Origin of the sequence: Zhongshania sp. (assembly GCF_047636175.1) — a bacterium.
Taxonomy (GTDB): Bacteria; Pseudomonadota; Gammaproteobacteria; order Pseudomonadales; family Spongiibacteraceae; genus Spongiibacter.
The window spans coordinates 78,798-104,569 of the sequence record NZ_JBLIKC010000015.1; the positions used below are offsets into that span (position 1 = coordinate 78,798).

Below are 25,772 nucleotides of genomic sequence, written 5' to 3' on the forward strand. Positions count from 1 at the left end.
TGCTATTACTTAACGACAGCCATCGTCTTATGCCTGAGTTTTGTTGTCGTCAGCGGACGATATTTGTGTGGAGTCTTCTGAGCTTGGGCAGCTCTTAAGTGTTTAATTTTTCGCTTAGTAAACCGTTTCCAAGTCATTTCCCGCTCTGTGCCGGCATGTCCTGTAATGAATATTTTTAGTCCATAAATGATAGGCCAATCACCGCTAAGCTAAGGCTGTTTAGAGGTGTGACTAAAAACAATATGGAGAGATTTAGTGATTGACCTAATTTTTGTTGAGCACGGCGGTGAACGTCACCGGGTAAGCGCTCAGCCCGGCGGCAGCCTAATGCAGGCAGCTATCGACAACTCAATTCCCGGTATAGACGCCGATTGCGGCGGCTCCTGCGCCTGCGGTACCTGTCACGTTATCGTTGATTCGGAGTGGTTGGCTAAAATAGGCAGTCGCAGTGAGAGCGAGATATTAATGTTGGAGATGACCCCCGAGCATAGTGAGCGCTCTCGTTTGGCATGCCAGATCACCATTGGGCCGGAAATGAGCGGTATGGTGGTAGCGATCCCTGAGTTCCAGATGTAGTACAAAAATAATTGGAGTGACTGTCATGACGAGCCAAGCCGTGCATAAACAATCTATTTTAGCGGATCCTTATTCCCTGCCACTAGAGAGTATAGATCTGAGTGATCCCAGTTTATATTCACAAAACCGGTGGCAAGATTATTTCCGTCGAGTGCGTGATGAGGATCCTGTTCATTATCAAAAAAACAGTCCGTTTGGTCCGTTTTGGTCAATTACCCGATTTGAAGATATTGTGGCGGTTGATACCAATCACCAAGATTTTTCTTCGGAACCGTTCATTATGATCGGTGAACCAGACGAAACGATCCCCGTTGCTAACTTTATCTCCATGGATCCACCCAAGCATGATCAGCAGCGTGCCGCGGTTCAAGCTGTGGTTGCGCCGAGAAACCTTGCGGCGATGGAGGGCTTAATTCGCGAGCGCATTGGCACCATTCTAGATAATCTGCCGCTGGATGAGAGTTTTGACTGGGTTTCTAGTGTTTCAATGGAGCTGACCTCGCAAATGCTCGCGACTATTTTTGATTTCCCGTATGAGGATCGCCACAAATTAGCTTATTGGTCGGATATGGCGACTGGCGCCCCGGAGCTGTCCGGTGGCACTGCGTCGCAGGAAGAGCGCTTTGCTGCATTACACGATATGGTGAATACTTTCGGCGCTTTGTGGGAGCAAAAATCAGCGTCGCGCAAGGCGGGTAACCCTGTCGGTTTCGATTTGATTAGTCTTATGGAATCCAATGAAGACACCCGCGACATGATGAGCCGTCCTGAGGAGTTCATGGGGAATCTGGCGCTTTTGATTGTCGGTGGCAATGACACAACTCGTAATTCCATTAGCGGCAGTGTTCTGGCTATGAATAAGTTTCCCGAAGAGTTTGCAAAACTGCGCTCGAACCCCAAGTTAATTCCCAGCATGGTGTCAGAGATTATCCGCTGGCAAACACCGCTATCTCATATGCGGCGAATTGCTACCCGCGATGTTGAACTTGGCGGTAAGCTTATTAAAAAAGGTGACAAAGTTGTGATGTGGTACATCTCGGGGAACCGTGATGAGCGCGTCATCGAAAATCCAGACCACGTTATTATTGATCGTGCTAATGCGCGACATCACCTTTCCTTCGGATTTGGTATTCACCGCTGTATGGGTAATCGTCTGGGTGAAATGCAGCTGCGAGTAACTTGGGAAGAAATACTGAAACGCTTCGATGATATTAAAGTGGTGGAAGAGCCTGAGCGAGTGCACTCAAACTTTGTGTTTGGCTATACGTCAATGCATGTGAAGCTTAGTCCTATCTCAAGCTAGCGTCTGGCAAAAAGAGGTCTGTGCTTTGTGCGCAGATCACCTGCGTATTTCTTGGTTAGTTTCAGGCCTGCGCTTTGCTTAACCAGGGGGTGCGGGGCTTGCAGCTAGAGTGGGCGTCAGAGACCTAGATTAGCGCGGCGCTATTATTAGTCAGCATTGCATCTAATCTAGCATCTGCTGCGGAATTGCTTTGGGGTTTGCCCTGTTGAGGTTTTAAAGGCGCGTGAAAAATTGGAGTCGCTATTATATCCGCAGATATGGGAAATTTTACATATTGGATATTCAGTGCTTTCCAGCAGTAGCTTGGCGTAATCGAAGGAGACCTGTTGCTTGATCTCTGCAAAGGAGCTATTTTCATTGTGCAATCGTCGAGCCAGTGTGCGCTCAGAGATATTCATTTGTTCTGCGATCTGGCAAATATTGGTTGATAGACCACCAGCTAGGCGCAGTTGAAGATTTTTCTTAACTTTAGCGCTTATCGACAATTTTGAGATTGAATTAGATGTACCCTTCAGATTGCAATACACCTCGTTGAATGTGGCTTTATTGTGGGTGTAAAGGGCTTGGCTAAGGTGGTGCTTTTCGAAAATGACTTTAATAGTTTTTTGTGAGAATAGATGCTTTGCCTTAAAGTAATCTTCATAGGCAGCAATTTCGCCCAATGGCGCGTGGCTAAGGTGAACTTGTATGGGAGGGTCGCTGAACTGCGTAAAATGCCTGAGATTTAAAAAATAACCACAAACAGCCTCATCTAAGAAAAATTGAACGTCTCCGAAGTCCATGACGGGTTTAAGGATGATGTGACATTGGCCGCCCACACTAAGGCGCTCGAAGCGATATGCGGGCATGACAGTGTGTGAGAAGTCAACCATGACCTCCAGTGCCTGTCGAATATCCTTTGCGGTGAAGGATGCTAGACCGAACATCCCGCCGGGAGCCGTGATGGGAATATAATCAGCAAGCTGCACCGAGAGAGGTGTGCCGGGGAGCGCTATATCCTTGCAAGATCTGAAGATCTCTCGTATCTGCCACCCGCTAATACTACTTTCTTCGCGTAAAACTTGAGCTGGAGATATCTGGCAGCGGCTATATAGCGCGGTCTTGCTTAGTTTTCTGCGGACGTAAAAGTTCTCTGCCAAATCGAGTAAGGCGATGGGGAATACCTTCGCGTGGAAGGAGAGGCTCTCTTCCGGTGCACTTCTCATTATTGTCAATCTATGTGAATGTTAAGGCTGTTTCGGTAATCTTCGCGGTGGTTTCAGCTTAGGCAGTAGTTAAAGGCCCTGGCCATATTTTATTCTGTGGTTTGCCGCAGTTAGTAACAAATAATATACCGTGAGCGTAGAATCTCGTCTACAGGCTTTTTAAAATCATCAATAATAATTCGATATTCAGATAAATAGTTAATTATTTCAATGGCTTAGTGATATCATCGGGCGAGCGCTTGAACGGGAAATTGAGTTCTACGCTCAGTCCTCGTGATGTCGTTTTAGGGAATAGGGTCTGATACTGGATATCTGAGTCTATGACCTGTTTTTGCCCGTTAGTGAAGCCGCTTAATGTCGGTATCCACACATACCTCGGCCAACAGTGATGACTTTGCTCTAGGGCACTCAAGTCTGCGCTCGCAGAGTTAAGTCTTAACTGGCTGGTATCGCAGGCATGGTATCTACAAAGAAAATGTATATGTGTGGCAGTGCTCATAAAATTGCTGCTGTCTCTTTTTGAATGTTTCTGACCGAAAATAATAAAAATATTGCGTTACTGTGGCTTCATATAATAATTCCAATAAGCTTTTAGAGGATTAATAATAATGAGAACCCCCCCGAATAAGACCCGCTTAACGATTTGTACTGGTCTGTTTCTTATTTCGATTCCGGCGATGGCGGCTCCTCAGCTAGAAGAGGTCATTGTTACAGCGCAGAAGCGTTCTGCTAGCACCCAGGATACGCCTATTGCAATAACGGGTATGTCGGAGGGTGCGCTGGAAAAGTTTGGCTTTTCTAATGCGAGTGACATCTCGGCGCAGGTACCTAATATGCAAGTGAGCGGTCCCTACGGCGAGGTGCAGCCGATATTCTCGATTCGTGGCGTGAGCATGTCTGACTACAGCTCTAACCAAGCCAGCCCGATTGGGGTATATAACGATGAAGCCTATTTGGGCGCGGTATACACCCATGGCATGAGTTTTTTTGATGTCGAACGTCTGGAGGTGTTACGCGGTCCACAAGGCACTTTATACGGGAAAAACACCACCGGTGGTGCAATCAATATCGTCACCAAGACACCATTAATTGGCGATCCTACCGCATTTAATCTCAAGCAAGGTGTACGGAATTACAATGGTCACGCCGGCGATTATGGAGTGGAGAGCACGCTGATAGAAGATGTTCTAGCGGCAAGATTGGCTTATTCTTATTCGCGCAGGGATGGTTATTTTGAGAATGCTCTCGGTGGCCCCGACTTGTCGGAGCAAGATTTCCAGGCTGCGCGATTGGTGGTTAATTGGCAGCTAACAGACTCTACAAATATGGTCTTGAAGTACTCTACCGCTCGCAATGATGCTTTGGGCAGTCCAAGCCGCAATGAGCCTCGAGGGGATCTCTCTAAGAACCCAGAATTAGTGACAGCGCTAGAAACGTCGGGGGTGGGTGTTTACGATAAGCCTAATAATGGCTTTATCGATAATACGGGGTATTCTCGCCCTGCGAAGAACCTAGATTACTACGAGGTCGAAGATAACTTCACCGGTGCTCTGGTAGTTAACTCGGATCTACTAGTTAACAAGATCGAATATGTTGCCGACGCTTATACACTGACTGCCATTACCTCCTTGGCAGACTCTGATTACTCGCAAGCGCAAAACGTCGATGGCAGCCCAGACCAGTTGTTGGAGATTAATTGGGGCGTAGATACACAGGCCTTAAGTCAGGATTTTCGAATTACGACTACCTTCTTAGATGACTTTGATCTTATTGCCGGTGCGTATTACGCGACTGAGGACATGCAGTTAGATAATCAGTACAGCTTGTATGAGACTCCGCCAGATACACGGGCGGCTGCAACTTTCCCCGGTGTGACAGGCTACTATCCCTACCTGCTAGATTTCGGCGTCCTTGATCAGAAAATGGATACCGAAAAAACCAGTGCTGCGCTGTATTCACAACTTCGTTGGAATGTCACCACCAATTTGGGCATCGATTTTGGTCTCCGTTATACCGATGATAAAATTGATATGACGTATTTAAATATTTCTCGACTAGGTTATGACGGTAGCCCGCGTGGAACCTATGTGCCCGGCAATAACACCGGCGTCGATAATATTTTTATACCCGCTAATGTCGCCGGGCAAAGTCCTCTGGAGCCGGGGCTATTATTGGCGGAGCTCTTGAGTGGCAATATCGGTCTAGATGAACTCCTGTTGACCGCTCAGACCGGTTATACCCATGGCCCATACACGACAGATTCTGCGACCCCATTAAGTGCGAATGAGAAAGAATGGACGGGAAAAATTGGTCTAGATTACCGCTTTAATGACGAGCTAATGATATACACCAGTTACAGCCGTGGCTTTAGGGCAGGCAACTTTAATGCAGGTGTTTATTATGAGGAGCGGGAATTTGAAAATGCTTACGCCTCCCCCGAATTTTTGGATGCCTACGAATTTGGCTTTAAAGCTGACTTATGGAATCGCCGAGCACGTATAAATAGTGCCTTCTTTTATTACGACTATACCGATCAGCAATTTATTAATGTTGTCGGCGTCTCGAACTTTTTGGAAAATGCCGGTGGCTCTAAGATCTTCGGTTTTGAATCGGAAATGTATTTCGCGCTCACTGAAAAGCTTACAGTGCAAATCGGTTTAGGGATTCTAAAAAGTGAGTATACCGAGCTAGAATTGTCTGATGTTCAGACTGTAAATGACGATGATGATGTTGTGGATTTATCCGGTAACGAATTGATTTCTGCGCCAAATGTAAGCGCCAATATCTCTGTTGATTACGATATCTTCACCAATGATTACGGATATCTGAGTATGAACCTCAACGGAAATTACCAGGCCGATCAGTGGTACAGCGCTTATAACGACAAGATTGGCTATGACAAAATTCGTCAAGCAGGTTATGGCTTGTATAACGCACGTTTCACTTGGTTTGGTAGTGATGACAGCTACAGCGTCGCGATATGGGCTAAAAATATTACAGAAACAGAATATGATGGTTACGCCATTAACCTGCAGGCAGGGTTTGGCTTTGACTATTTCCAACAGGGAGCGCCAAGAACCTACGGTTTAGAAGCGACCTATAAGTTTTAATAATATAAAGTGTCAACTCAAAATTGGTCGGCTTGAGTGCTATTTATAGATAAATTGTAACTGGCATCTTTATTAATGCTGCTGAATTTTAAAAATATAAAGAATAGAGATTTGGAAACTATTTTGTTCCACCTTGGGACTATCTTTTTCGGGCTTTCGCTAAAACCGCAAGCCCTACTTTTTTAATAATAAAATGGAGGGGAATGTATGAAAATAAAATTGACTCCGCGTTCTATAGTTTTAAGTGTCATGCTAGGTCTAGCAGGTTCTGCTAATGCGATCGAGCTATCCATTTTAGGGGGTGTCGATGGAGGACTTGGTGTCCTTGATACTCTACCTTTGGCGGTCGGCGGTATTAAAAGTGGCCTATTAATTAATTCCGGTATTCCAGTCCTGATGGATCTACCTGTCATCGGTGAGCTGCCATTAATTGATGGCCGTGGCATTCCCGTGATTGGTGATTTGGGGGGCGGGAGTATGTTGGTCTCAGGATTAGTTCAAGTTATCGGGGGCGACCCTAATCTCAATGGTGGTTTGCCGATAATCGGAAATCGAGAGCTGGTATTATTTGATCTACTAGAGGGTGGGCCGACCTTAAATTTTTTGGCGCTTGATGCCGTTGTGCCGCTATAAATCTGCCTTTGCTAAAGGGTCTTTTCGGCCCTAATGCTGCTTATTTGTTTGCCGGTAATGACTAGGAGAGCAGTCGCTCCAGCGTTGAAACGCGCGTGTAAAGCTGCGGGTGTCGGTATACCCTAAATGAGCGGCGAGTTCTTCTATCTTCATGTCGCTGTCAGTCAATAATTGAAACGCCATTTGCTTGCGTTCCTCTTCAACTACGCCGCGAAAGCTGGTTTTTTCTTGGTCTAGTTTGCGTCTAAGGGTGCGGCTTGAAACTGCTAGTGCCGATGCGACATCTTCGAGTGATGCTGTGAGTCCTAATTCACCTAATATGTGCTGCCTAACTTGCTCGGCCGTGCCACCAGTTTGGCGCTCGCGTAATTGCTTGGAGCATTGTTCAGTTAGCATGCTCGCTAGGGTGGCGTCGTAGGTGGATAGTGGCTTATCGAGGTGTTTGCTGGGGATGGAAAGGGCGTTGTAGGTGTTTTGAAATGTCGGCTTAGCCGCGCAGGCGCTCTCAATAAAGCGCGCATCTTCTGATGTTGGCTCGATGAATTCGGCCACCACTGACTGAATTTCATTTAGGCTAAGCTCTTTGACTAAGATGATTCCCGCCGCCATATCTCGCTCTAGTAAAAACTGGCGAAGGTGGGAGGGAATACCCTGTGGGTTCATTCGCAAACTAAAAGTGCCATCTTGCTCGAAGAGGGTAATCTCGCAATAAGCGGTACTCAGTGGCAAGAAGCGCAGCGCGACCTGAAGTGCATCTCGCAAGGTTCTGCAGGTGCGAAGCGAAAATCCCCAGATACCGAAGGTCGCGATGTTGTAGCAAAGGCCAATTCTAAAGCCAAGTACCGGTATGTCTGGTAAGGCCAACATTAGGTTTTCAATGAGCCGCATTTCCTGTTCAGGCTCAATTAAGGCGCTGCCGTCATTCAGCTGCTGCTCTGAAATAGCGGTGCCGAGCAAGCAGGTTTCTAGGTCCACACCCTCGTTAATCGCAAAATTAATCATTACTTTGCTGATAGCTACCGGCCTAAGTGTCGTTTTTATATTGCCCATCGCTAGAGTCTAGTTGCTTATGTGTGAGTCGTGGTGGTTGCGTATGGCCATCTCTCCGGCGTAATAGGACAAAAATGCCCTGCTATACGCAATACATCTAAAGTACAGTATTGGCAAATAATTTGGTCGGCCAATGGCTGTAAAAGGTAGAAATGATGCAAGCAGAACTAAACAAGCAAGCCCTAGGTGCTGCAAAGAATTATATCGGAAAAACGGCTTGGTTAACGATAGCACTGACTTTTCTGGTCTGTAATCTCTTTGTGTTGTGCATTGTGCTGTTTGCCAATGGCGTGATGCCTGTATGGATTGCGACGCTGCTAGTCGGCCTGCTTACTTATATGTCGTATACGACTTTGCATGAAGCCGTGCACGGTAATATCCACGGTAATAACCCGAAGTTTCGCTGGATTAACGATGTCTGCGGCTATCTTGTTGCGCCAATAATTGGCGTGCCCTACAACTCGCATAAGCATGAACACTTTTCCCATCATCGCTTTACAAATATTGAGGGCAAGGACCCTGATTTTATTATTAGCGGTATGCGTACTGGTCTGTTCGGGGTATTACGGACAACATTTAGATTCTTTTATATTCAGAATAGCTTCTTCGCGAAGAACAACTGGCATACCGCACAGTTAAAAGAGCGTGTTACCTATTGCCTTGAGATGTTGTTTTCGATTGGTTGGCGGGTGTTGACCATTACCCTTGTGGAGCGCTCGGGCATTGCCATTGTTGTACTTCTTGGGTATTTCATGGGTGGCTTCTTTACGGCGTATTGGTTTGCTTACCGCCCGCATTTTCCCTATGACAATACTCAGCGCTATCAGAATACCAGTAGCCTAATTATGCCGATCTGGATGCGGCCATTTGAATGGATTTGGCTGGGGCAAAATCTTCACTCTATTCACCATCTGTTTCCACGAGTGCCTTTTTATCGCTATCACGCGCTTCACCGAGAGATAGAACCAATACTCCGTGCTCAAGGCACACCGATTATTGGTATATGGAACAGAAAGCCAATCGACGCGGAGCAATCTTAATTGCTTGTATAGGGGATTCTCGACTCGCGGTGCTGTGCCTCGATGTGAGAGTTCAATAGTGTGGTGCGTAAAAGGCTAGAGTGCCTGGGTATGAGTCATCAAAAGAGTTAAAACTTTGCGCTTCAATAATATAGCGCAAAGTTTTACTTTCCCCTTAGCTTACTGGTGCCCGATGAAGGCGATTATTATTTCCAGTGATGTCATCTTAGAATTTAAACCGCAGTGCAATATCTAATTGACGCGGTGCAATAGACCGCCCGAAGTGGGCGCCCGATAAGGTGGGAATATCGCCGCCGCCGTCTAAGACAAATTCATCGCTGGCATTACGTACAAAAGCCTGTAGTGACCAGCGGTCGTTATCATCTGCCAAGCGCATGCGGAGATTCACCGTCGCAAATTCACCCTGAACGTCGATGGGATCTTGATCGGACTGCAGTAGCTTGTCGGCTTCATAGAGCAAGTCAAAACCTAGCAGTATATTGACCGGTAAAGCCCACAGGTCATGAAAGTAATTGACGCTAAATGTCGACTTCCACAGCGGCGCAAAAGCCAAGGGTTTGCCGCTCAAATCGCAGGGAGTGTCTTCGCCTGCAGGGCAGGGACCGTTGGCATAGTCAGTAAACGTCGCGTCCAGATAGGCGAGTGAAACATTACCCGACACGCCCCATGGCGTCACATAAGCCGCCTCGACCTCGGCGCCTTTTGAGATGGCACCCGCAGCATTGGAGATACGGCTGACATTGCCCTCAAATATGGTCAACTGGAGGTCTTCAAACTCAGTATAAAATGTGGCTGCATTGAGCGTTGCGGCGCCGTCAAGCAGTCTTGTCTTGGCGCCAATCTCATAGGTGCTTGAAGACTCAGGTTCCACTTCGGCAATCTCGGCGCGCACGGCAGAGCCACTGTAGCCGCCGCTTTTAAAGCCTTTAGCCGCGCTCGCATAAAACGTTAGATCATCGCTAGGCAGCCAGTTCAGCGATACTTTGGGGCTAACGTCGCGATCCACTCGCTTGTCGACCAAGCGATATTCCTCAGCGGTCACTACCTGGGTGAAAACTGGTCCATCAAGGTCTGTGCCGGCGGTGAATAGTTGTAGAGTTTGATCTACGTCCTTGGTTTCCGTTGAAACCCGGATACCGCCGGTTAAGCTCAACTCGTTGTTAAAATGCCATGTCGCCTGCGCGTAAACGGCCGAGCTAATGCTCTCTTGATCACCGTCAATCAATAAGCGTTCCCCTGGGGCATCGCCAGTGACAGGATTTAAAAGTGACGCCAGGCCACCCAAGCTGCCGCCTGTTGCGCTTAGACCAGACGCCAAGTCAGCAGGCGTTGGCGCGGCATCAATAATAACTTTAATCGTGGTATCGCTCTGGGCCACGTAAGCGCCGGCTACGTAATCCAATTTGCCACCTAGCATTCCCAGTGGTGACACGATGCGTAGCTCACTACTTAGCTGTTCATAGTCTTCTCCGTTGAGAAAGAACAGCAGAGGTATTGGCGAGAAATCGAGATCTGTTAATGACAGTTCAGTGATAGAGCTCAAGGCGTTTATCCAGCTGAACTCATGGCCCCACAGCGAGGCGTTAAAACGGATATCAAACTTATTACCCGTTTGATAGGTCATTGCCGGATAATCTTGGGCGCTCTGATTATTGCTAGTGTCTTTTTCAACCTTGGGGTCGTAAAACTGCATAAGCGCAAATTGTTCGTCGGTCGCGGCTCGTACTTGAAAGCTGCCAAGTCTGAATTCTTGATTGGTGTCGGCAGCCGCCACTGTTACATCTAGCCAGTCTGAAATATCCCAGCGCAGCTGCAGTCGTCCCACTCGAGAGTCAATGCCGCCTTCATCGCGCTCTAGGGTGGTATTGTAAACCGTGCCATCGCGCTTATTCACTAGCGTCGAAGCGCGTAGCGCTACGGTATCGCCAAGGGGAATGTTGCCGGTGAGGGTATATTTCTCCAGATCGTCGTCCCCCGTTAGTGCCTCTGCCATAAACTCTGGTTCTTGCGAAGGCTGCACGGAGCGAATGCTGATGGCGCCAGAAATGGTGTTCTTACCAAACAAGGTGCCCTGTGGGCCGCGAAGCACTTCAACAGAGGCAACGTCTAAGAATGCCGCGTCGAGAAAGGCCAGACGCCCGAGATATACGCCATCTAGAAATAGACCTGCAGATTGCTCAAAACCCTTATCGAAGGGCGAGCCCAAGCCCCGAATTCGCAAACTAGTTAGGGGTGGGTGGCTGAACACGCTGAGATTGGGGGTCACTGCGGCAATGTCAGACATATCGTCAATATTGCCGTCCTGCATCGCCTGAGCACTTATTGCGACCAGTGAAATGGGTACATCTTGCAGGCTTTCCTCGCGCTTTTGAGCCGTAATGATGATCTCTTCCAACACCGGCGCGCCGCGTGCTAAAACATCTTGAGCCGCCAACAGTAGGGCGAAACTTATCAGTCGTTTAAACATAAAGGTCTCATTCTATTTTTTAAAGGAGTTGTTTTTTTGCACGTGACGCTGCCTAGATGCTGCGCTTGGGAGGTCGTGGCATTAGAGCTGGTGTGTCGCGTTTGTAACTTTCATAATTTGCATTGCCTCCCCATTTCGCATCAGCCCGCTTTTCCAGTAAGGGCACGCCACTGACGCGGGTCAGAAGTAAGAATACAAAGACAGGTGAAATGAGACTGAGCCATTGCCAAGCCTGAAATACCGGCAGGGCAATCAAAGCAACGCCAGCCCACAATACAATTTCACCAAAATAGTTCGGGTGTCTAGACCAGCGCCACACACCCATATTGATGAATTTACCGCTATTTTCCGGGCGCTTATTAAAGGCGGACTTCTGCGCATCAGCAATCACTTCAAGGGCGAAGCCAAGTAACCATATAAGCGTTCCCAGCAGGGCGATCACACCCAGGGGCTCACTGTGCTTGCTGGTGATAGCGGTTAGTGCCGCAATGAGTGTTACGAAGACCCATAAACCTTGTAGCGTCCAGGTTAATAAGAATCGCGGTATCGATACTTTTATCTGGTCAAAGCGACCGTCTTTGCCTGCCTGCTTAACCCGCCGAAATAGGAAAGGCCCAAGGCGCGCAGCCCAAATGACCACCAGTACCGTCAGTAATATTGCACGACTATCTAGGCCCGCTTCAGAACCTGCGCTGAGGTACAGCGCCAGTAAAACAATAAGCACATAGGTGCTACTGCCGGTAAGGTCGTAATAGTGTTCGGTTTGAAAAATATAGGCTGGAATAAATACCAACCATTGAATGGCAAAGGCAATAAAGGCGCAGATCAATAACACCGGATAGCCGTTTGAGTATAAACCGCCGTCACCGCCCGCATAGGACAGGCCCAAGGCAATCAGCAAGCAGAGCGCAATTAGCGCCGTACAAATTAATAGTCTCTTCATATCAGATCCTTCCGTTTACATCGGCCCATACACATCATTACAAGGTATAGGTAATAGTTATTGTTAAATTGTTGGCGCTGTAAAGTAATGATACTTATCGCATTATATTCAGCTCAGCGTTATTTATTATTGTCGAGTGGCTGCCTGTGACACATAGTCGATATCTTGGCGATCTATAATCTCAGCACAGCTTCCACATTTCACTTTTATACTCAGCATTGCGCCGCAACGACTGTGCAGCAGGCCGGCAACCGCTGTCGCATCCGCCTCCCACTCTACCGCCCATTGCCGCATGGCAATCACAATCGGGAAAAGCGATACGCCTTTTGCTGTGAGTGGGTATTCATGGCGTGGCGGCGAATCTTGATAGCTGCAACGTTGCAATACTCCGTTGTCGATAAGCAGATTTAAGCGTGAGCTTAAAATGTTTGAGGCGATATTTAGCTGCTTTGCAAACATCTCATAACGCTGCATACCAAAAAATGCAGATATCAAAATAAGTAAGGTCCAGCGATCACCAATCAAATCGCTGATTCCCGCTAGACGGGTATCGGCAGTTGCTGATACCAGTGGCGATCGCACTCGCCGGTGGCCGCTTAAAGATTTAATCTCTTCAACGTGTTGAATACCCTGAACGGCTATCGGTGACAGCCGAATCTCGTCGAGCGAGAAAGGCTGCTCGCAGCCGCCGCAAACGGCTTGTGGCGATATCGGCTTTTGGCAGTCGCGGTGAATCAGGGTGTCAGGCAAGCTAATTGATGCGTCCGCCAGCCACTTCTGCTCCCACTGCCAGGCGAGCAATGAAGCGGGGAACAGCGCTGCACCCTTTGCGCTTAAAAGATACTCATGGCGCTTAGATAGTGGCGAAATACTGCGCTTAAGCATCAGTCCCTGTTCAATCAGCGCCGCTAAGCGCCGAGTCAGCGTTGCTTTACTGGCGCCGGTGTAGCGCCTGAATTCTTCAAAACGACGGCGGCCTAAAAAGGCATCACGCAAAATCAGTAGCGACCAGCGATCACCGATGACGTCTAAGCCCTGGGCAATAGCGCTGTTTACAACCAGATGATTGTTGCTCATAAGCTATTGCCGACTCTTTGGGTACTCATTGCCAAACGGTCTCCATCAGCGATAATTAAAACTCTCGGACTGCATTGACAAAATATATATTAGTCTCATAATGCAAGCAACAAATAAAAGTATTGTTTATCTTATTTTCGGGGCATCGTTATGGCTATAAGCTACAAAAACACCGTAAAATCCAGTCTAAAAGCTAGTCATCATCCCTATTTGAATGGCGCCTGGACACCCAATTTTACCGAGTACACCGCCACCGAGATGGAAGTTATTGGTCAAATTCCCAACGACATTGACGGTGTTTATATCCGCAATACCGAAAATCCCGTGCAAGAGTCTATTGGCCATTACCATCCCTTCGATGGCGATGGCATGCTCCATAGTATGTCTTTTAAAGACGGCAAGGCGGAATATCGAAATCGCTTTGTACGAACCAAAGGTTTTGACGCGGAACAAGAGGCAGGGCAGGCGCTTTGGGCCGGTATTGCCAATCGCCCCAGCATGTCTACGCGACCCGGTTGGGGTGCTCAGGGAGGGGTGAAAGATGCCTCCTCAACTGATGTAACCGTTCACGCCGGTGAAGTGGTGTCCACCTTTTGGCAGTGCGGTGACGGCTACCGTTTGAATCCCTATACTCTTGAGCAGTTGGGCACCGAAAGCTGGACGCCGGTAGACGGTATTTCTGCGCATCCTAAAGTCGATGAGAACACCGGCGAGATGTTGTTTTTTAATTACTCTATTTATCCACCCTACCAGCACTACGGAGTGATCGACTGCAATAATAAACTGGTGCATTACACCCCCGTTCCCCTGCCGGGTCCGAGACTTCCCCACGATATGGCTTTCTCAGAAAACTATTCGATACTTGCCGACTTACCCATGTTCTGGGATCCGGAAGAGTTAAAAAACGGGCGCTATCATGCCGGCTATCACCCGGAGATGCCCACGCGATTTGCCATCCTGCCGCGCTACGGCAATGCCGAAGATGTCCAATGGTTTGAAGCCTCGGCCACTTATGTGCTGCACTGGATGAATGCCTACGAGGAGGGCGACGAAATCGTCTTGGATGGTTATTTTCAGGATGAACCAGACCCCGAACCACTTGCCGGCTTACCAAAAGCGGCTGGTAAAATGATGGCTAATCTCGACATTAACTCCTTTCAATCGAAGTTGCATCGCTGGCGTTTTAATCTCAAAACCGGCGATGTAAAAGAAGAGCGACTCGATGATCGTCCACTGGAATTCGGCACCATCAATCAGCAGTATGCTGGCCGTAAACACCGTTATATTTACTCAGTGTGGGGCGAGCCCAATTGGTTTTTATTTTCGGGTATGGTCAAGCACGATCTGGAGACCGGTGAATCTTGGAGCTTGCCCTTTGGTGAACAACGCTTTGGCAGCGAGGCGCCGTTCGTGCCCCGCATTGATGCCAAGGATGAAGATGACGGCTATCTAGTGAGTTTTATCACTGATATGAAAGAAGATCGCTCTGAATGTGTGCTCATTGACGCCAAAGACATCGAGGCCGGTCCAGTGTGCCGAATTATACTTCCTCATCGGATCAGCAGTGGTACCCACGCAACTTGGGCAAGCGGCGAGTCTATTCGCAAATACCAGAAATAAACACGTCGGCGAAGTTGTGAATTATATAGAAGGCGTAGCAGTGATAAAGGTAAATTAAATGCAAAGTGCGATGATTGTCGATGCTGTTAGAATTCCCCGGGCTACCCTGCGCGGCACGTCTGCTTACGCAGCACTGCGCCCGGTAGAGTTATTGCGGCCGCTGTTTACCGCCATCGCCGAGCGAAATCATCTCGACAGCAGTCAGGTTGAAGATGTGTTGCTGGGTTGCGCCACGCAGAGCGGCGGTCAAGGCGCTAACGTCGCCAAAATTGCCGCACTTTATGCGGGTTGGTCCGAGGCGGTTTCTGGTGTTACCGTAAACCGATTTTGCTGCTCGGGGTTGGATGCTATTAATCTCGCGGCCAGTAAAATCATGTCTGGTATGGAGTCGGTATTGGTTGCCGGCGGTGTGGAGCAGCTGAGTGCGGTACCCATGTTTGCCGATCAGGGCGACTGGTTCAGCAATCCCAAAGTAATGAAGGCCACCAAATTCATGCACATGGGTTTGTCCGCCGATCTTATTGCCACCCAGCAGGGTTATAGCCGTGAGCGCCTCGATGCTTACGCTTTACAGTCGCATCAGCGCGCCAACCATGCTGCCAGTAATCACTATTTCAAACAGTCCCTAGTGCCTGTTTGTGATTCTAACAATGCGCCATTATTAGATAGGGATAATGGTGTGCGGGCGGAGCTCAGTCTTGAAAAATTAGCGGCTTTACCCGCCAGTTTTGCCGACTATGTTCAGCACGGCCAAGCCTTAGTGAGTCAGCGTTACCCCGATACACATCTGCAGGCCCATCATTCGGCAGGCAACTCTCCCGCGCTGGTAGACGGCGCGTCGCTGCTATTACTGGCTAGCGAAAGCGCCTGCAAGAAGCTTTCTCTGCGCCCGCGCGCCCGCATTTGCCATTACGCTAATGCCAGTGACGAGCCTGTCAAAATGCTCACCGGACACCTGCGCGCCACCGAAAAGCTGCTCGCCGCCACAGGGTTGCAGGCCAGTGATATTGACCTGTGGGAAGTTAACGAATCTTTCGCCGCAAGTGTTTTATATTTTCAGGACCATTTTAATATTGCCAATGAGCAGCTCAATGTTAACGGTGGTGCTATTGCGTTTGGTCACCCCTTGGGTGCAACGGGTGGCAATCTGATGGGGATGCTGCTTGACGAACTGGAAAGACGAAACGTTAAGCGTGGTATTGTCGCGATCTGCGGTGGCGCTGGGGTTGGTGTTGCCACCCTGATTGAACGTTTTTAAAATCGATAACAACCATGTTATATAAAAAATTAAGCGAGATAACTAAATAATGAGCGCACAAAAAATTTATATACTGGGTGGATATCAAAGTGACTTTGCGCAAAATATTGCCCGCGTAAATCAGAGCGTTGCGGACTTATTTGTTGAAACAGTGCGATCTGGTCTCGCCGCAAGTGAACTCGACGCCGGCGAGATTGACGTTGGTCATGTTGGTAATTTTGTCTCCTCCTTATTCTCAGGGCAGGCGCAACTTGGCGGCTTTTTTGGTCACGTTGATCCCGCCATGTGTTATATGCCGGCCTCGGCGCATGAGGCCGCTTGCGCCTCTGGCTCAATGGCCCTTCTCGCCGCCATGGCGGACCTAGAGGCGGGGCGCTATCAGACTGCGTGTGTGCTCGGCATTGAAGTTATGCGCAACGTCAGTGGTGATCAGGCCGCTGCTAATTTGCGGCCTGCGGCGTGGGCGAGCCAAGAGTGGACCGAAACTGACTACGTTTGGCCCTGCGCATTCAACGATATGCTCGGGCTTTACGAAGAGCGTTACGCGCTGAAAAAAGAGTATCTTTATAATATTTCGCAGCAGAATTTTGCCAGCGCGCGTCGCAATAGCAATGCTCAAACTCGGCAATGGCAATTTACTGAAAACAGTTTCAGCGATGATGATACCGCTAACCCAATCATCAGCGGTAATATTCGCAAGCAGGATTGTGGCCAAACTACTGACGGTGCCGCGGTCGTTTTTTTGGCAACGGAAGCCAAGGCCGCCGAATACGCTGCTCGTCGAGGTATTGCCTTAAGTGCGATACCCACTATTAAAGGCTGGGGGCATATCAATGCACCCATTTCCTTTAAGGAAAAATTACGTCTGAGTGAGCCCGATGGTTATATCTTTCCCCACATTCACTCGCTGTTTCAGCAGACTTTAAAGCGCGCTGGCATGAATGATTTAAGCGCTATCAATGGCTTAGAAGTGCATGATTGCTTCAATATTACCGAGTATATGATTTTGGACCACAGCGGTTTATATCCGCCCGGCAAGGCTTGGCAAGCGATAGAAAATGGCGACATAAGCCGCAGCGGGAAACTCCCGGTGAATATGAGCGGTGGGCTCATTGGTTTGGGGCATCCGGTAGGGGCCACTGGAGTGAGAATGTTGTTAGACAGTTATAAGCAAATTATTGGTGGCGCCGGCGATTATCAGATAGACAATGCCCAAAATGTAATGACGTTTAATTTAGGTGGGAGCGCGACTACTTGCGCAAGCTTTATCGTTGGCAAGTCCGATACCTAAAGCAATGCGGTGCAGCTTGCCAACTATTTTGCTAGGGCATATTAGCTTGATATAGGGTCATGTTGCTTGAAAAATGCCACCAGACAATAGTGTGCTAATGGTCACTATTGTCTACTTACAGGCTAGCTCGAATCGCTAAAGCATTTCAGTTGCGGAGCCCAAAAATAGCAGAAAATAAGCACTTCTAATACTGGTTGTCCTTGTTGATTTGCTGGGAATCCGTGGTCATTGACGATCCTCGTCTTACCGCCTCCCACTCGATTTAAATTCTCAATGCCTCAGTGCCAAATTAATGTATTCGAGTATTCCGGATTGTGGATATATTTCTGCTTATTGAACGCGTACTCAAGCTAGATTCTTCCTCGCTTGATCGCGTATTTTGCCTCGCCATAAACTAAGTTAGTTTCAACTGTATTTCTGTAAGTAGGCTAGGTATTTAGGTTATGGTATATGGGTTTCGTGTGAGCCTGTCTTTGCCCGCAAGTTATTGAGGTTTCGACAGACCACTGTTCTGCAGTAAAAGACTAACAATAATGAAACCCCAGCGATAATAGAGGAATTGTATCAAATGCGTAATTACCAGAATTTTTACATTAATGGCGAATGGATAGCCCCCAGTGGCGCGCCCTTATTGGACGTCATTGACCCTAACACTGAAGAAGTAGCTGGTGTCATTTCACTTGGCAATCATAGTCATGTCGATCAGGCAGTCGCTGCGGCAAAACATGCCTTCGCGGAATGGTCGTTTACTACACCGGCGCAAAGGGTCGCGGTACTAGAGCGTGTCTGCGAAGTGTACGGTGCCCGTATGCAAGACATCGCGGAGGCGATTAATGAGGAGATGGGCGCGCCGCTGACTAGCCTTGCGATAGAGGCGCAGGCTCCCATGGGCCTGGGTCATTTCATCACGACCACGGAAATTTTGAAGAATTACGCGTTTGAAGAGAAAAAAGGCACTACAACTATCTTGCGCGAGCCTGCCGGGGTGGTGGCAATGATTACACCTTGGAACTGGCCGATGAACCAAATGGCCTGCAAGGTGGCGCCAGCATTAGCAGCGGGCTGCACTATGGTGTTAAAGCCCAGTGAAGTTGCGCCGTTTTCTGCTTATTTACTTGCCGAAATCCTCCATGAAGCGGGTGTGCCGCCGGGGGTATTTAATTTGGTGAATGGCGATGGACCGGGCGTTGGTTCCTATTTGACCGCGCACCCCGATATTGATCTTGTTTCTTTTACCGGTTCAAGCCGCGCGGGCAAGATGATCGTCAAAGCGGCTGCGGACACCCTCAAAAATGTGTCCCTAGAGCTTGGTGGTAAATCCGCCAATATCATTCTTGATGATGCAGATATGCAAGAGGCTATCACTAGCAGTGTCGCCACGATGATGATGAACACCGGTCAGAGCTGTAACGCGCCTTCTCGGATGTTAGTGCCAAAATCGAGCTTGGCTAAGGCCGAAGATATAGCTCGCATGGCCTGTGAAGGTATTGTGGTGGGTGACTCCCGTGCGGCGAATACCACGATGGGACCACTAGCGAGCAAAATGCAGTTCGAAAAGGTACAGGGACTCATTGGCACTGGTATAGATGAAGGCGCGAAGCTAGTTTGTGGTGGACCAGGCTTGCCTGACGGTATTGGCAAAGGCTATTTCACTCGAGCAACCGTATTCAGCGATGTTAATAATCAGATGACTATAGCTAGAGAGGAAATCTTTGGGCCGGTGCTGTGTATTATCCCCTACGAGACCGAGGAAGAAGCCATCGCCATCGCTAACGATACGCCTTATGGCTTATCGGGTTATGTATTCTCCGGCGATCATGACAGAGCGAGTCGCGTGGCGCGTCGCTTGCGTACCGGCGCCGTCCATTTGAACGGTGCCCCCGTTGATTTAGAGGCTCCGTTTGGTGGCTACAAACAATCAGGTATGGGGCGTGAGTGGGGCGTGCACGGCTTTGAAGAGTTTCTTGAAGTGAAAGCGGTTTTGGGAGACAACGCAGCCTAAACCCGACTCACTGCTTGGATGGTGGTTTTATGAACCCCGGTCTCGATTGCGGCGTCGGTCTGACGCCGCCTGTCCTGTCCTCCGGGGTGGGTGGCAATAAATACAGTGCTTCGGCTTGCTCCAGAGCTTAGCTTGCTTTCACGCAGGCTGGCTTTGAGTAGCGTTAGCTGCGAATATTGATCAGTCGCTAAGGCGCTGATTACCAGCGAATGTTATTCGCGCACCATCATTCTATGCGCGGTAAACGGCTAAGCTGACCTGGCTATTGAAATTTATTTTCCGGTATTAACCGTTATCAAATGAATACTTTTTGTCCGTTAGAGCATACTAATAAAATCTATTTTAGCTAGGCCCACTCCTAGTATTAACCTATAAAAACTGTAAATAAAATTTATGCTGCAGAACATCAATAATGCAACAAATTTTATACTTTAGAATAGCTGATAAAAATAATGTATTTAGGAAATTAAACTATGTCGATTTCTTTACAGAGAATGATGGAGCGCGCCGCGCGGGCTAATCCCAACGGTGACTGTGTCGTGTTTCAGGGAGAGAGCCGCAGCTGGAAGCAGGTGCAAGAGCGTGTTGCACGACTCGCTGCTGCGCTGCAGGCCTTAAATCTCGATGAAGGCGATAGGGTGGCGATTCTCAGTCTGAATTGCGCCAACTATTACGAGGGGCTCTTTACGGTACCCTGGGCGGGCTACTGTGTAGTGCCGTTAAATACCCGTTGGGTGCTGCCAGAGAACGAATACGCACTTAGTGATTCTGGTGCAAAAGTTATTTTATTTGACGATGCATTTGCGGCTCAGGTGAAAGAGTTACTTGAATCGGTGGCTAGCTTAACTCACGCAATATACATCGGTGGCGGTGAATGTCCAGATTGGGCCTTAGATGTTGAGAGGCTGATAGAGACCTCGGCGCCAGTCGTTGCAAGTGCTCGCGGTGGCGAAGAGATGGCCGGTATTTTCTACACAGGTGGGACTACTGGGTTTCCGAAAGGAGTGATGCAATCGCATTTGGCAATTTGGGCGAGTGCAGTCTCGGCCCTGCCCGCTTTTGGCTTGGGGCGTCATTCGCGCTATTTACATGCCGCGCCAATGTTCCATATGGCTGACTTGGTTGGCAGCATGGGAGCGATCTTAACCTGTAGCGCCAACGTTATTTTACAAGCCTTCGATCCGTCAAAGTTTCTCGAGCTTGTTGAGAGGGAGAGCGTTACCCACTCTCTAATTGTGCCGGCGATGATCAAGATGGTCTTAAATCATCCCAATGTGGCGACCACTGACATCTCCTCGCTGGAAATGGTCATGTACGGCGCATCGCCGATGCCTCCCGCAACATTGGAGAAGTTTATGCGCGTCTGGCCAAATGTCAGTCTGGCGCAGGCCTATGGTCAAACTGAGTTGGCGCCTATTGCCACTATTTTACCTCCCGAAGACCATGCCCCGGGAAGCGAATTTCTGCGCTCTGCAGGTCGCCCAAGCAGCATCAGTGATATTCGCTGTATAAACGAGGATGGCATTGATTGTGAATTAGGTGAGCCAGGTGAAATACTCGTTCGCGGCCCGCAGGCCATGATGGGTTATTGGAAGCAGCCTGAGCAGACTGAGAGGGCACTCAAAGATGGTTGGGTTTACACCGGTGATGCGGGCTATTTTACCGATACCGGCCACCTGTATATTGTCGACCGGGTTAAGGACATGGTGATCACTGGCGGTGAGAACGTCTTTACCACCGAGGTTGAAAATGCGGTGATGAGCCATGACGCTGTGCAAGATGTTGCAGTAATTGGTATTCCATCGGAAGAGTGGGGCGAGACGGTTCATGCCATTGTTATTTTAGCGCCGGATATGCAGGCCACGGAAGATGAAATCAAAGCTCACTGCCGCGGCATTATTGCCGGATACAAACTGCCAAAAAGTGTGCAATTCCGCTCTGAACCGATGCCCTTGTCAGGTGCAGGCAAGGTATTGAAAACCGAGTTGCGCAAGCCTTTTTGGGAGGGTCAGGCACGGCAGATTAGCTAGCTATTGGCTTAGGGCAAGGTCAACGCGCTTTGCGGTTGACCTTGCTTGGTTGCTCAGCCTCACAGCACTTCTCCCAGTCCGACTGTTTTGCATTTGGCCGAGTAAGGTCATTTCTGATTTGGATAATATAGGCAGTTCACACTTCTCTGATATCTACCTGAGACGCGCAGGTGGTAATCACTATTTAGCTAACTTCGTCAAAACACAGGGTTTCGTGACATTTATTGCGGTAAATTTTCAGGCCATTCAGAAGGATGTTTAAGTCGAGGCTGACGCAACCCTTTGTCCACCCTGGATTTGCCCGCACCTATCGCCCGGCTGCATCGCGAATGAAGCGTCCTTGATTAACAACCAGCCCGAGATGCTTACAAGCGGAATTCTGGACCAGAACGCGGTCTTGGACGATTGCTTATTGATCACTGGTGTCGTTATAGCGGTGATCATAAGAGCTCTAATCAGGTCGCCAAATTCACTGTGCCACTGCTCCCGCTTGCAAGCGATTGGTGGGGCCGGGTTAAGCAAAGCACTGCGTTATGCTTGATTGGAATTCTTTCAGGCAGTTGTGGTATCGCCGTTATTGCTACTCCCTATGTTCGGTTTGCTGGCGCGACGGGGAGAGGTCAGTGCTGTTATCAATACGTCAATCTCAGTAGAATAGGTCCTCTTTCTTGGAAAACACAATGGTCAATATAAAAGATGTCGCTAAGCTGGCTAATGTATCTATCGCGACAGTTTCCCGCGCGTTAGCGCAACCGGAGAAAGTCTCAGGTAAAACGCGCGAAAAAGTTATGCGCGCAGTGCAGTCCAGCGGTTATGTTGTTAATACATTAGCCCAAAATTTTCGCCGTCGGCGCAGTAATACCGTTGTTGTCATGGTGCCAGATATTGCGAATCCCTTTTTTGCCAATATTATTCAAGGTATTGAGAGGGTGGCGAGTAGTCACAAATACCGGGTGCTGTTAAGTGATACCCAAGGTAATGAAGAAAATGAGCGCGCTTGCGGCGAGATAGTCACTCAAAAGCAAGCTGACGGCATAATTTGCCTCGGTCGTAACATTCCCTTCGCCTATCGCAAGGGAAGGAAGTCAATCGATCCAGCGTGGCCGCCCTTTTTGATGGCATGCGAGTATCACGGTGAAATTCCAGTGCCATCGGTTTGTATTGACAATGTTGCAGCCGCCGCTGAGGTGGTGACGTACTTATTGGCGCTCGGGCATCGAAAAATTGCATATATTAATGGCCCCAAAGACTCAGTGCTTTGCCAAGACAGATTTCAGGGCTACAGCAACGCCTTGCACGGTAGTAATATCCGTGTAAACAAGCACTGGCTGGCGCAAGGCGAATTCACGCTGGCCTCGGGGTACGAGGCAATGAAGAATTTGCTCGGTAGAAAGCAACGCCCGACGGCCGTATTTTGCGCCAATGACGAAATGGCTATTGGCGCTATGCAGGCCTGTAGAGATGAAGATCTTGTGTTACCAGGAGAGATGTCGATAGTGGGTTTTGATGACCTAGTTTTTGGGGAGTACACCAGTCCGCGACTGACAACAATACATCAACCTCGCAATGAAATTGGCGAGTGTGTCATGACCCTGATGTTGGAAATATTGGCGGGAGAAAAACCAAAAATTAGTCGTATATTCCTGCCCCATAAGCTCGTGATACGAGAGTCGACTGCGTCATTATGATTTGTTTAATTTAAATCTTAACTTGGGTAAGTCAATGTTTCTTAATGGTGATTGCGTTCGGCCCAGAGTGGTCTTACTAAATTCCGTATGATTCACGCTGAGCCGATTGTTAGCCCCATATTCATAATGACGCTAGAAAATTAGTGAGCGACTTGGCCGAGATCGCTATCTGTTTTTGCGCTAATAATGGCAAGCCATGAAAAAAAGCAACTCGTTACTAGTAGCGCTATACCCGCCAGAATAATAGTGCGGTCAAAAAAACCGCCAAAGTCAGCAATTCCCAGTAGCGCTATCGAAAATACAAAACGTATTAATTCCCATCGTCTGCTGTGCTTTGATTGATCGGCAAGCATGCCGATGCTGACAAGCATTAGCATGGTATAGGCCAGCGACAAGTAAAGCTGCATTAATGACAAGGTTGCAGATTGCGGCACCAACCAGAAATAGACGACGGTGGCCAGCATATACAGTGCCGTCAAACTGAACTTACTTGTACGGCTGAGCTCGGGGTTGTATTTTTGAAAATTGTTGAGTTGTGATTTATTAGAGGGAAATCGCTTTTCAACATCTTCGGGACGCCAGCCTGTTCGGGCGGTGAAAACGTTTAGCTTATCTTTTACTCTGCGGGTATACCAAGCGTCACGAAGCATGCCGGTGAAAATATGCATGTTTGCCCATAATGGGTTCCATGTATTTAGGGGAGTAGTAATGCCATAAATTATGGGTTCGTCATCGCTTTCTTCGCTATACGTACCAAAGGCACGGTCCCAGATGCATAAGAGTCCGCCGTAGTTGCGATCGACATAACGGGTATTTTGTGCGTGATGCACGCGGTGATTGGACGGTGTGACAAATAGCCACTCAATCGGCCCGAGTTTTGGCACAAATTGTGTGTGAATCCAGAACTGATAAATAAGATGTAGCGATGCAATGCTGATGTACATTTCAATGGGCATGCCAAGGAAAAACAAAGGAAGATAAAAAATCCAAGTGGTAAAAATACCCGTTGAGGTTTGCCTCAGTGCGGTACTTAGATTGAAATCCTCGCTTTGGTGATGCACAACATGGGAGCCCCAAAATAAAATGCGTTCGTGGCTGACTCGATGAAACCAATAGTAGCAAAAGTCGTAAAGTAAAATACCTAGAACCCAGTGGAGCGCAGAGCCGGTGCTCATGGTGAGCCACTGGCCGCTGTGTTCGATGCGCTGAAATATCAGCATGCCAATATTCAGAATGACCAGTTTTGTCAATGTGCTCAGCATGCCGATACTAAGGCTGTTGATGCTGTCGTTGACTCGGTAGGTATTGGTTTTTCGCAGGATTCCCCAGGTGATTTCTAAAATAATCAGCAGGAGGAAAAATGGAACGGCAAAGGCTACATAATTCATGAAAATCCATATCCTTTTTTTGTGCGTTAATTAAAAGTTATAGCTGACATTCATTCCGATTGTGCGTGGTGCTGCAGCTGCCATTTAATTTCGCCAGTACGCCGATTGCTAAACTGGATTTTAAGAAATCACGGCGTTTGCTAGTTATGGCGGTTTGCGACTCCTTGCGGCCAAAGTCCAGCGCAGACAATAGCAGGGTGATACATATAATAAAAGTGTGTCGAAAATATAACAAATATAGGATACGATTTGCTTGTTGTACTTACATCAAGACACAGAGCCAGCAGAGAGATTTATGAGGCCCCCACTGATCGTAAAGCGCACGCCTTTGGAAAAACAACTTCAAGGTGCGGCTTGCGAAAAAGCTAGTCCATTAAGCGTATTCTCGGAGGCGAGCCGGTTATTTGCTCGTGGTCGCCGTGTAGATATGGTGCAGCTCGCTGAAAAGCTTGGGGTTAGTAGGGCGACCTTGTATCGCTGGGTTGGCAGTCGCGAAGCTCTGCTGATGGAGGTTGTTTGGGCGGGGGTGCAGCCTATCATCCAAACGGCTGAAGCGAGTTCAAGCGCTAAGGGGGGGGCGTATGTTGCCGAGATTTTAGCAAGTTTTATTACACAGGTTGTAAATAACGATGCAATGAATGCCTTTTTGGATCGTGAGGGGGAGGCTGCTATGCGCTTGCTGACACTAGCGGATGGCGGTTTTCAAAAGCGAATCGTCGCGTGGGTTCAGCAGTTAGTGGAAAGCCGTGTGCAATCAGGTGAATACGTATTGACCTTGCCTGCCAGCGAGCTGGCCTACGCAGTGGTTAGGCTTGGCGAATCTTATATTTACAAACGCTTTATTACCGGCCAGTCGCCTGACCTCCAATCGGTTGAGCCATTGTTCAAATTGCTTTTACGTTAAGGGAAGACCATGCGCTGTAACATAATAATAATAGCTTTTTTTGTACTCCTGAGTGGTTGTGTTGGTCAGGATGTTGCCCGTAAAGACGCCTGTGAGCGCACAATTAATCTGTACGCACGCCATGTTGATTTAGGCGAGCCCGAGCGAGTCGTAGAGCTCTTTACAGCGGATGCCCGTTGGCAGCTGG

The 25,772-nt window shown here is 48.4% G+C and carries 18 protein-coding genes; 12 read left to right on the forward strand and 6 right to left on the reverse strand.

The features are described from left to right. Positions 1–255: 255 nt before the first annotated feature. On the forward strand, positions 256–576 hold the full coding sequence (locus ACI955_RS10620; protein ID WP_415243706.1) for a 2Fe-2S iron-sulfur cluster-binding protein: 321 nt from the start codon (positions 256–258) through the stop codon (positions 574–576). A 25-nt stretch (positions 577–601) separates the two neighbouring features. Beyond that, a complete protein-coding gene (locus ACI955_RS10625; protein ID WP_415243707.1) occupies positions 602–1,879 on the forward strand; it encodes a cytochrome P450 in 1,278 nt (425 codons plus the stop codon). Between the two features lie 167 nt (positions 1,880–2,046). On the opposite strand, the gene ACI955_RS10630 is transcribed toward ACI955_RS10625, so the two are convergent. Then, positions 2,047–3,084 carry a helix-turn-helix domain-containing protein gene (locus ACI955_RS10630; protein WP_415243708.1) on the reverse strand — a complete coding sequence of 346 codons (1,038 nt, stop codon included), beginning with the start codon at positions 3,082–3,084 and terminating at the stop codon, positions 2,047–2,049. A 608-nt stretch (positions 3,085–3,692) separates the two neighbouring features. Between ACI955_RS10630 and ACI955_RS10635 the strand changes: the two genes are divergently transcribed. Together ACI955_RS10635 and ACI955_RS10640 are read left to right on the forward strand one after the other, a co-directional pair. After that, positions 3,693–6,194, forward strand: a complete 2,502-nt coding sequence (locus ACI955_RS10635) for a TonB-dependent receptor (RefSeq protein WP_415243709.1) — start codon at positions 3,693–3,695, stop codon at positions 6,192–6,194. 207 nt (positions 6,195–6,401) lie between these two features. After that, positions 6,402–6,827, forward strand: coding sequence for a hypothetical protein (locus ACI955_RS10640; protein WP_415243710.1), 426 nt, complete (start codon positions 6,402–6,404; stop codon positions 6,825–6,827). Positions 6,828–6,857: 30 nt separating this feature from the next. On the opposite strand, the gene ACI955_RS10645 is transcribed toward ACI955_RS10640, so the two are convergent. Continuing rightward, positions 6,858–7,829 (reverse strand): AraC family transcriptional regulator, encoded by a 972-nt coding sequence (locus ACI955_RS10645; RefSeq protein ID WP_415243711.1) that lies wholly within the window; start codon positions 7,827–7,829, stop codon positions 6,858–6,860. A gap of 203 nt (positions 7,830–8,032) precedes the next feature. Between ACI955_RS10645 and ACI955_RS10650 the strand changes: the two genes are divergently transcribed. Continuing rightward, positions 8,033–8,917: a fatty acid desaturase family protein gene (locus ACI955_RS10650; protein ID WP_415243712.1), complete on the forward strand. Its 885-nt coding sequence runs from the start codon at positions 8,033–8,035 to the stop codon at positions 8,915–8,917. Between the two features lie 205 nt (positions 8,918–9,122). Here ACI955_RS10650 and ACI955_RS10655 read toward each other — a convergent pair whose 3' ends face one another. The 3 genes from ACI955_RS10655 to ACI955_RS10665 form a co-directional block, all read right to left on the reverse strand. After that, entirely contained in the window at positions 9,123–11,384 is a 2,262-nt protein-coding gene (locus ACI955_RS10655; protein WP_415243713.1) for a TonB-dependent receptor, read from the reverse strand. A 52-nt stretch (positions 11,385–11,436) separates the two neighbouring features. Continuing rightward, positions 11,437–12,327 (reverse strand): DUF1295 domain-containing protein, encoded by an 891-nt coding sequence (locus ACI955_RS10660; protein WP_415243714.1) that lies wholly within the window; start codon positions 12,325–12,327, stop codon positions 11,437–11,439. 126 nt (positions 12,328–12,453) lie between these two features. Next, complete coding sequence (locus ACI955_RS10665; protein ID WP_415243715.1) at positions 12,454–13,404, reverse strand: winged helix-turn-helix transcriptional regulator; 951 nt, start codon at positions 13,402–13,404, stop codon at positions 12,454–12,456. Between the two features lie 150 nt (positions 13,405–13,554). On the opposite strand from ACI955_RS10665, the gene ACI955_RS10670 reads away from it, so the two are divergent. The 6 genes from ACI955_RS10670 (at position 13,555) to ACI955_RS10695 (ending at position 23,293) form a co-directional block, all read left to right on the forward strand. Further along, complete coding sequence (locus ACI955_RS10670; RefSeq protein WP_415243716.1) at positions 13,555–15,024, forward strand: carotenoid oxygenase family protein; 1,470 nt, start codon at positions 13,555–13,557, stop codon at positions 15,022–15,024. A 58-nt stretch (positions 15,025–15,082) separates the two neighbouring features. Beyond that, positions 15,083–16,282, forward strand: coding sequence for an acetyl-CoA C-acyltransferase (locus ACI955_RS10675; RefSeq protein ID WP_415243717.1), 1,200 nt, complete (start codon positions 15,083–15,085; stop codon positions 16,280–16,282). A 49-nt stretch (positions 16,283–16,331) separates the two neighbouring features. Further along, positions 16,332–17,573 carry an acetyl-CoA acetyltransferase gene (locus ACI955_RS10680; protein WP_415243718.1) on the forward strand — a complete coding sequence of 414 codons (1,242 nt, stop codon included), beginning with the start codon at positions 16,332–16,334 and terminating at the stop codon, positions 17,571–17,573. Positions 17,574–18,141: 568 nt separating this feature from the next. After that, positions 18,142–19,575: an aldehyde dehydrogenase family protein gene (locus tag ACI955_RS10685; RefSeq protein WP_415243719.1), complete on the forward strand. Its 1,434-nt coding sequence runs from the start codon at positions 18,142–18,144 to the stop codon at positions 19,573–19,575. A gap of 473 nt (positions 19,576–20,048) precedes the next feature. Next, complete coding sequence (locus tag ACI955_RS10690) at positions 20,049–21,605, forward strand: long-chain-fatty-acid--CoA ligase (protein WP_415243720.1); 1,557 nt, start codon at positions 20,049–20,051, stop codon at positions 21,603–21,605. A 680-nt stretch (positions 21,606–22,285) separates the two neighbouring features. Further along, on the forward strand, positions 22,286–23,293 hold the full coding sequence (locus ACI955_RS10695; RefSeq protein ID WP_415243721.1) for a LacI family DNA-binding transcriptional regulator: 1,008 nt from the start codon (positions 22,286–22,288) through the stop codon (positions 23,291–23,293). 140 nt (positions 23,294–23,433) lie between these two features. Here ACI955_RS10695 and ACI955_RS10700 read toward each other — a convergent pair whose 3' ends face one another. Continuing rightward, the gene (locus tag ACI955_RS10700) at positions 23,434–24,681 is read right to left on the reverse strand and encodes a sterol desaturase family protein (RefSeq protein ID WP_415243722.1); all 1,248 of its coding nucleotides are present in this window, start codon (positions 24,679–24,681) and stop codon (positions 23,434–23,436) included. A gap of 295 nt (positions 24,682–24,976) precedes the next feature. On the opposite strand from ACI955_RS10700, the gene ACI955_RS10705 reads away from it, so the two are divergent. Beyond that, positions 24,977–25,585, forward strand: a complete 609-nt coding sequence (locus tag ACI955_RS10705) for a QsdR family transcriptional regulator (RefSeq protein WP_415243723.1) — start codon at positions 24,977–24,979, stop codon at positions 25,583–25,585. The last annotated feature ends 187 nt before the right edge of the window (positions 25,586–25,772 follow it).

What these genes read in the sequence shown, in the direction of transcription:
- ACI955_RS10625 (WP_415243707.1), top strand. Translation starts at nt 602, where the DNA reads ATGACGAGCCAAGCCGTGCATAAACAATCTATTTTAGCGGATCCTTAT.
- ACI955_RS10630 (WP_415243708.1), bottom strand. Translation starts at nt 3,084, where the DNA reads ATGAGAAGTGCACCGGAAGAGAGCCTCTCCTTCCACGCGAAGGTATTC.
- ACI955_RS10635 (WP_415243709.1), top strand. Translation starts at nt 3,693, where the DNA reads ATGAGAACCCCCCCGAATAAGACCCGCTTAACGATTTGTACTGGTCTG.
- ACI955_RS10640 (WP_415243710.1), top strand. Translation starts at nt 6,402, where the DNA reads ATGAAAATAAAATTGACTCCGCGTTCTATAGTTTTAAGTGTCATGCTA.
- ACI955_RS10645 (WP_415243711.1), bottom strand. Translation starts at nt 7,829, where the DNA reads ATGATTAATTTTGCGATTAACGAGGGTGTGGACCTAGAAACCTGCTTG.
- ACI955_RS10650 (WP_415243712.1), top strand. Translation starts at nt 8,033, where the DNA reads ATGCAAGCAGAACTAAACAAGCAAGCCCTAGGTGCTGCAAAGAATTAT.
- ACI955_RS10655 (WP_415243713.1), bottom strand. Translation starts at nt 11,384, where the DNA reads ATGTTTAAACGACTGATAAGTTTCGCCCTACTGTTGGCGGCTCAAGAT.
- ACI955_RS10660 (WP_415243714.1), bottom strand. Translation starts at nt 12,327, where the DNA reads ATGAAGAGACTATTAATTTGTACGGCGCTAATTGCGCTCTGCTTGCTG.
- ACI955_RS10665 (WP_415243715.1), bottom strand. Translation starts at nt 13,404, where the DNA reads ATGAGCAACAATCATCTGGTTGTAAACAGCGCTATTGCCCAGGGCTTA.
- ACI955_RS10670 (WP_415243716.1), top strand. Translation starts at nt 13,555, where the DNA reads ATGGCTATAAGCTACAAAAACACCGTAAAATCCAGTCTAAAAGCTAGT.
- ACI955_RS10675 (WP_415243717.1), top strand. Translation starts at nt 15,083, where the DNA reads ATGCAAAGTGCGATGATTGTCGATGCTGTTAGAATTCCCCGGGCTACC.
- ACI955_RS10680 (WP_415243718.1), top strand. Translation starts at nt 16,332, where the DNA reads ATGAGCGCACAAAAAATTTATATACTGGGTGGATATCAAAGTGACTTT.
- ACI955_RS10685 (WP_415243719.1), top strand. Translation starts at nt 18,142, where the DNA reads ATGCGTAATTACCAGAATTTTTACATTAATGGCGAATGGATAGCCCCC.
- ACI955_RS10690 (WP_415243720.1), top strand. Translation starts at nt 20,049, where the DNA reads ATGTCGATTTCTTTACAGAGAATGATGGAGCGCGCCGCGCGGGCTAAT.
- ACI955_RS10695 (WP_415243721.1), top strand. Translation starts at nt 22,286, where the DNA reads ATGGTCAATATAAAAGATGTCGCTAAGCTGGCTAATGTATCTATCGCG.
- ACI955_RS10700 (WP_415243722.1), bottom strand. Translation starts at nt 24,681, where the DNA reads ATGAATTATGTAGCCTTTGCCGTTCCATTTTTCCTCCTGCTGATTATT.
- ACI955_RS10705 (WP_415243723.1), top strand. Translation starts at nt 24,977, where the DNA reads ATGAGGCCCCCACTGATCGTAAAGCGCACGCCTTTGGAAAAACAACTT.